Source organism: Duganella vulcania (assembly GCF_009857655.1).
Classification (GTDB): Bacteria; Pseudomonadota; Gammaproteobacteria; order Burkholderiales; family Burkholderiaceae_D; genus Rugamonas; species Rugamonas vulcania.
Genome location: NZ_WWCX01000176.1, coordinates 1 through 5787, shown reverse-complemented (window position 1 = coordinate 5787; position 5787 = coordinate 1). Strand labels below are relative to the sequence as shown.

The window sequence follows — 5787 nt, the reverse complement described above, 5'->3', positions numbered from 1 at the left end:
CGCGGCCCACGTGCACGCGGCTGGCGTCGCCGCCGGGCGCGAAGGACAGCGGCTGCACCTCGGCGCCGGCATGCGGCAGGTGTTCGAGCAGCGCGCGGCTGTACACGCCCAGGCCGTCGAGGCGGCCGCCGGTCAGCGTGGTCTCGGCGGTGGTGGTGGACAGGCCCACCCGCACCGGGCGGACGGCCTTGGTGTCGGCCATGCTCACGCCGAGTACATCCAGCGCAGCGTGTCGGCCAGCGGCACCGTGTCCAGCGGGCCGATGGCGGCTACCAGGCGGCGGTTGTCGCCGACCAGGCGCACCACTTCGTTGGCGCGCACGAAGGCCGGGTTGACGTGGACGTTGATCGGGTAGCCGGCGATGTCGGCCATCATGGCCAGCGCCTCGCCCAGCGAGTACGCGTGGCCGGAGCAGATGTTGAAGGCCTGGCCGGCCACCGAGGGACCGGCGGCCAGCAGGCGGCGATAGCTGTGCGCCACCATGCGCACATCGGAAAAGTCACGCCACACGTGCAGGTTGCCCAGCTCGATGTCGGCGGCGCGGCGGCGGAAGTGCGAGACGATCTTCGGCAGCAGGAAGTTCTCGTGCTGGCCGACGCCGGTGTAGTTGAAGGGGCGCACCACGATCAGCGGCAGCTTGTCCTGCCACAGGCGCGCCATGTATTCCATGGCCAGCTTGCTGACCGCGTAGTCGTTGGCCGGCGCCGGCGGCACGTCCTCGCCGATCACGCCGGCGTCGGTGTTGCCGTAGATGTTGGCGCTGGAGGCCAGCAGCACGGCCGACGGCTTGTGCTCGCTGGCGGCCAGCGCCTCCAGCAGGTTGCGGGTGCCGGCCACGTTGACGCGGTAGATCTGCTCGACGTCGCCGTGGCCGACAAAGGCGATCGCGGCCAGGTGGGCCACCACGTCCGGCCGCACCTGGGCCACCACGTCGGCCAGGCCGGCGCGGTCGTTCAGGTCGACGGCGAACTGGCGCTCGCCGGGCGTGTGGCCGGGGGTGATGGTGCCGTAGACTTCGTAGCCGGCCGCGCGCAACTCCTGCTCGACGTAGCGGCCGGTGAAGCCGGACAGCCCCGTGACCAGGGCGCGCTTGCCGGCGCCCTCCATGCCTTCAGCAGCCATCGCGGTTCCTTAGAAGGAGAAGCCGGCTTTGTTGCGGCGCAGGTCGGCCTCGACCATCATCTGGCACAGCTGCTCCAGCGTGGTCTTCGGCTTCCAGCCGAGCGCCTTTTCCGCCTTGGACGGATCGCCGATCAGCAGCTCCACCTCGGCCGGACGGTAGAACTTCGGATTGACGCGCACCAGCACCTTGCCGGTTTTCTTGCAGGTGCCGATCTCGTGGTCGGCCTCGCCGCTCCACGCCAGCGCCACGTCGACCGCCTTGAACGCCATGCTGACGAAGTCGCGCACGGTTTCGGTACGGTTGGTGGCCAGCACATAGGTGTCCGGCTCATCGGCCTGCAGGATGCGCCACATGCCTTCGACGTATTCCTTGGCGTAGCCCCAGTCGCGCTTGGCGTCCAGGTTGCCCAGTTCCAGCACGTCAAGCTGGCCCAGGTGGATCTTGGCCACCGAGTCGGTGATCTTGCGGGTGACGAACTCGCGGCCGCGCAGTGGCGACTCGTGGTTGAACAGGATGCCGGAGCAGCCGAAGATGCCATAGGACTCGCGGTAGTTCACGGTCATCCAGTGGGCATACAGCTTGGCCACGCCGTACGGGCTGCGCGGGTAGAACGGGGTGTCTTCCTTCTGCGGCACGGCCTGCACCTTGCCGAACATTTCCGAGGTCGACGCCTGGTAGAAGCGGATCTTCGGATTGACGATGCGGATGGCCTCGAGCAGGTTGACCGGGCCGACGCCGGTGATTTCCGCCGTGGTGACCGGCTGTTCGAAGGACACGCCGACAAAGCTTTGCGCGGCCAGGTTGTAGACCTCGTCCGGCTGCGTGGTTTGCAGCAGGCGGATGTTGGAGCCCAGGTCGGTCAGGTCGTATTCCACCAGTTTGAGATTCGGATGCGACTGGATGCCCAGTTCCTCGATACGCCAGAAATTCACCGAGCTGGTGCGGCGATAAGTGCCGGTGACCTCATAACCTTTTTCCAGCAACAACTCGGCCAGATAAGCGCCGTCCTGGCCGGTGATGCCCGTAACCAGGGCTCTTTTTATTTTATTCATGGTGAATAGCAATCCAAATCATGGGTGACTTTACAACCCGCTATTGTAACAGAGCGCCTGAGCCGCACTTCTCACCAATTATGTCAATTACATCCCTTACATCTTGTTACCAATCGATAAAAAATGGGGTCAAGTCTGACATTCGGACACGAGCACAACCGTAGCGCCCTGCTACGGTTGTGCTCGTGTCCGAATGTCAGACTTGACCCCAAATTGCTTCTTAGACTTTGCGCTGGGCGACCACGTCAACCACGCACAGCGCGGTCATGTTGACGATGCGGCGCACCGTGGCCGATGGCGTCAGGATGTGCACCGGCTTGGCGCAACCGAGGAGGATCGGGCCCACCGCGATGCCGTTGCCGGCCGCCGTCTTGACCAGGTTGTAGGCGATGTTGGCGGCGTCGATGTTCGGCATCACCAGCAGGTTGGCGTCGCCCTTGAGGCTGGTGCCAGGCATGATGGAGTTGCGCAGCTTGGAGTCCAGCGCGGTGTCGCCGTGCATTTCGCCGTCCACTTCCAGCGCAGGGTCGAGCTGCTTGACCAGCTCCAGCGCGGCGCGCATCTTCTGCGCCGATTCGCTGTTGGACGAGCCGAAGTTCGAGTGCGACAGCAAGGCCGCGCGCGGCGACAAACCAAAACGGCGCATCTCTTCGGCCGCCATCACGGTGATGGCCGCCAGTTCCTTCGCGTTGGGGTTTTCGTTGACGTGGGTGTCGACCATCACCAGCTGGCGCTCAGGCATGATCAGCACGTTCATCGCGGCGTACACGCAGGCGCCCTCGCGCTTGCCCAGCACCTGGTCGATGTAGTGCAGGTGCAGCTGGGTGGTGCCGAAGGTGCCGCAGATCATGCCGTCGGCGTCGCCCTTCTTGATCATCATGGCGCCGATCAGCGAGTGGCGGCGGCGCATTTCCAGCTTGGCGTACTCTTGCGTGACGCCCTTGCGCGCGGTCAGCTCGTAGTAGGCCTGCCAGTAGTCGCGGTAGCGCTCGTCGTGGTCGGGGTTGATGACGTCGAAGTCCACGCCCTGCTTCAGGCGCAGGCCGAACTTGTTGATGCGCGTTTCCAGCACGGCCGGACGGCCCACCAGGATAGGCCGCGCCAGCTTCTCGTCGACAATCACCTGCACCGCGCGCAGGATGCGCTCTTCCTCGCCCTCGGCGTAGACAATGCGCTTGAGGTCGGACGCGGTCTTCTTGGCCACCTGGAACAGCGGCTTCATGAAGGTGCCGCTGCGGTAGACGAATTGCTGCAGGCTGTCGGCGTACGCTTGCAGGTCCTTGATCGGACGGGTGGCGACGCCGGAATCCTCGGCCGCCTTGGCCACGGCCGGGGCGATCTTGATCAAGAGGCGCGGGTCGAACGGCATCGGGATCAGGTACTCGGGACCGAACGACAGGTTGGTGAAGCCGTAGGTGGTGGCGACGATGTCCGATTGCTCGGCGTGCGCCAGCTCGGCGATCGCGTGCACCACGGCGATTTCCATTTCACGCGTGATGGTGGTGGCGCCGCAGTCCAGCGCGCCACGGAAGATGTACGGGAAGCACAGCACGTTGTTGACCTGGTTCGGATAGTCCGAACGGCCGGTGCAGATGATGGCGTCGCCGCGCACGGCCTTGACGTCTTCCGGCAAAATCTCCGGGTTCGGGTTGGCCAGCGCCAGGATCAGCGGATTGGGCGCCATGGCCTTGACCATGTCCTGCTTGAGCACGCCGCCGGCGGACAGGCCCAGGAAGATGTCGGCGTCGCTGATCACTTCGGCCAGCGTGCGGGCCGTGGTGTCGCGCGCGAAGCGTTCCTTGTCCGGGTCCATCAGTTCCTTGCGGCCCTTGTAGACCACGCCGGCCAGGTCGGTGACGTAGATGTTTTCCAGCGGGAAGCCGAGGTCGACGATCAGGTCCAGGCAGGCCAGCGCGGCCGCGCCGGCGCCCGACACCACCAGCTTGCAGTTGGCGATGTCCTTGCCGACGTACTGGATGCCGTTCATGATGGCCGCGCCGACAATGATGGCGGTGCCGTGCTGGTCGTCGTGGAAGACCGGGATCTTCATGCGGTCGCGCAGCTGGCGCTCGATGTAGAAGCACTCCGGCGCCTTGATGTCTTCCAGGTTGACGCCGCCGAAGGTCGGCTCCAGCGAGGCGATGATGTCGACCAGCTTGTCGGGGTCGGATTCGTTGATCTCGATGTCGAACACGTCGATGCCGGCGAACTTCTTGAACAGCACGCCCTTGCCTTCCATCACCGGCTTGGCCGCCAGCGGGCCGATGTTGCCCAGGCCCAGCACGGCGGTGCCGTTGGTGATCACGGCCACCAGGTTGCCGCGCGCCGTGTATTTGTAGGCGTTGGCCGGGTCGATGACGATCTCTTCGCACGGCGCGGCCACGCCCGGCGAGTAGGCCAGCGCCAGGTCGCGCTGGTTGGTCAGTTGCTTGGTCGGCGTGACGCTGATCTTGCCGGGCGTCGGGCACTCGTGGTATTCGAGCGCCGCGAGGCGCAATTGTTGACGAAGTTCTTCTTTTTTATCAGATGACGAATCCATGCTGTGCGGCCTTCCTGTTTGTACTGTCGGAAAGCTTCCGATTTTATCAGACCAATTCTTTCAATTAAGTAGGTATTTTCACCAACAGCTATGACGGATATCAGCATTATTTATGATTCAATGCAACAAACACCGAATTTTTAACGTTTTTAGCGGCAATAACCTATCAATAGCTCCAATATAATCAATTTTCCGCAGTTATAACTATTTTGCATCGCCCGATGAAAATTGATTGAAAATATCAATTAACCAAGAGCGACGCCCAGCGCCGGCCCTGCCGCTCTTCAGTACAATAGCGGGATGCTCTCCGAATTCGACCTCATCCAGGAATACTTCCAGCGCCCGCAGCACGCGGCCCGCGCCACGCTCGGCATCGGCGACGATTGCGCCCTGCTCACGCCCACGCCCGGCATGCAGACCGCGATTTCGTCCGACATGCTGGTCGAGGGCCGCCACTTCTTTGCCGGCGAGGATGCGGCCCGCCTCGGCCACAAGGCGCTGGCGGTCAACCTGTCGGACCTGGCGGCGATGGGCGCGCGCCCGGTCGGCTTCACGCTGGCTTTGGCGCTGCCGTCCGCCGACCGCGACTGGCTGGCCGGCTTTTCCAAAGGCCTGTTCGCGCTGGCCGACGCCTACAACATCGAGCTGATCGGCGGCGACACCACCAAGGGTCCGCTCACCCTCTGCATCACGGTGTTCGGCGAGGTGCGGCCGGGCCAGGCGCTGCGCCGCAACGCGGCCCTTGCCGGCGACGACATCTGGATCTCCGGCACGCTGGGCGACGCCCGCCTGGCGCTGGCCGGCTACCGGCTGGAGCAATCGATGGACGCGGCCAGCCTGCTGGCGGCCGCCGTGCGCATGCACACGCCGACGCCGCGCGTGGCGCTGGGCATGCTGCTGGCCGAACAGGGCATCGCCCACGCGGCGATCGACATCTCGGACGGCCTGGTGGGCGACCTCGGCCACATCCTCAAGCAGTCGGCCATGGGCGCCACGCTGGACGTGGACGCGCTGCCGGCCGGCGCCGTGCTGGCCACGCGCGAGACCGCGCTGCGGCGCGCCTTCGCGGCGGC

The 5787-nt window shown here is 64.7% G+C and carries 4 protein-coding genes and 1 pseudogene; 1 reads left to right on the top strand and 4 read right to left on the bottom strand.

The features are described 5' to 3' along the window. From GTP90_RS34530 to GTP90_RS34515, 4 genes and pseudogenes are all read right to left on the bottom strand, one after another. Positions 1-202, bottom strand: a pseudogene (locus tag GTP90_RS34530) (glycosyltransferase family 1 protein); the annotation flags it as partial. A 2-nt stretch (positions 203-204) separates the two neighbouring features. Continuing rightward, the gene (locus GTP90_RS34525; RefSeq protein ID WP_161087747.1) at positions 205-1122 is read right to left on the bottom strand and encodes an NAD-dependent epimerase/dehydratase family protein; all 918 of its coding nucleotides are present in this window, start codon (positions 1120-1122) and stop codon (positions 205-207) included. A gap of 9 nt (positions 1123-1131) precedes the next feature. Further along, positions 1132-2175, bottom strand: coding sequence for a GDP-mannose 4,6-dehydratase (gene gmd / locus GTP90_RS34520; RefSeq protein ID WP_161087746.1), 1044 nt, complete (start codon positions 2173-2175; stop codon positions 1132-1134). A gap of 220 nt (positions 2176-2395) precedes the next feature. Beyond that, complete coding sequence (locus GTP90_RS34515) at positions 2396-4714, bottom strand: NADP-dependent malic enzyme (protein ID WP_161087745.1); 2319 nt, start codon at positions 4712-4714, stop codon at positions 2396-2398. Positions 4715-5014: 300 nt separating this feature from the next. On the opposite strand from GTP90_RS34515, the gene thiL reads away from it, so the two are divergent. Then, the coding region (gene thiL, locus GTP90_RS34510; protein WP_161087744.1) for a thiamine-phosphate kinase at positions 5015-5787 on the top strand (773 nt) is incomplete at its 3' end.

Bases quoted from the DNA above. Each gene is read 5' to 3' on its own strand.
- gmd (WP_161087746.1), bottom strand. From the start codon at position 2,175: ATGAATAAAATAAAAAGAGCCCTGGTTACGGGCATCACCGGCCAGGAC.
- GTP90_RS34515 (WP_161087745.1), bottom strand. From the start codon at position 4,714: ATGGATTCGTCATCTGATAAAAAAGAAGAACTTCGTCAACAATTGCGC.
- GTP90_RS34525 (WP_161087747.1), bottom strand. From the start codon at position 1,122: ATGGCTGCTGAAGGCATGGAGGGCGCCGGCAAGCGCGCCCTGGTCACG.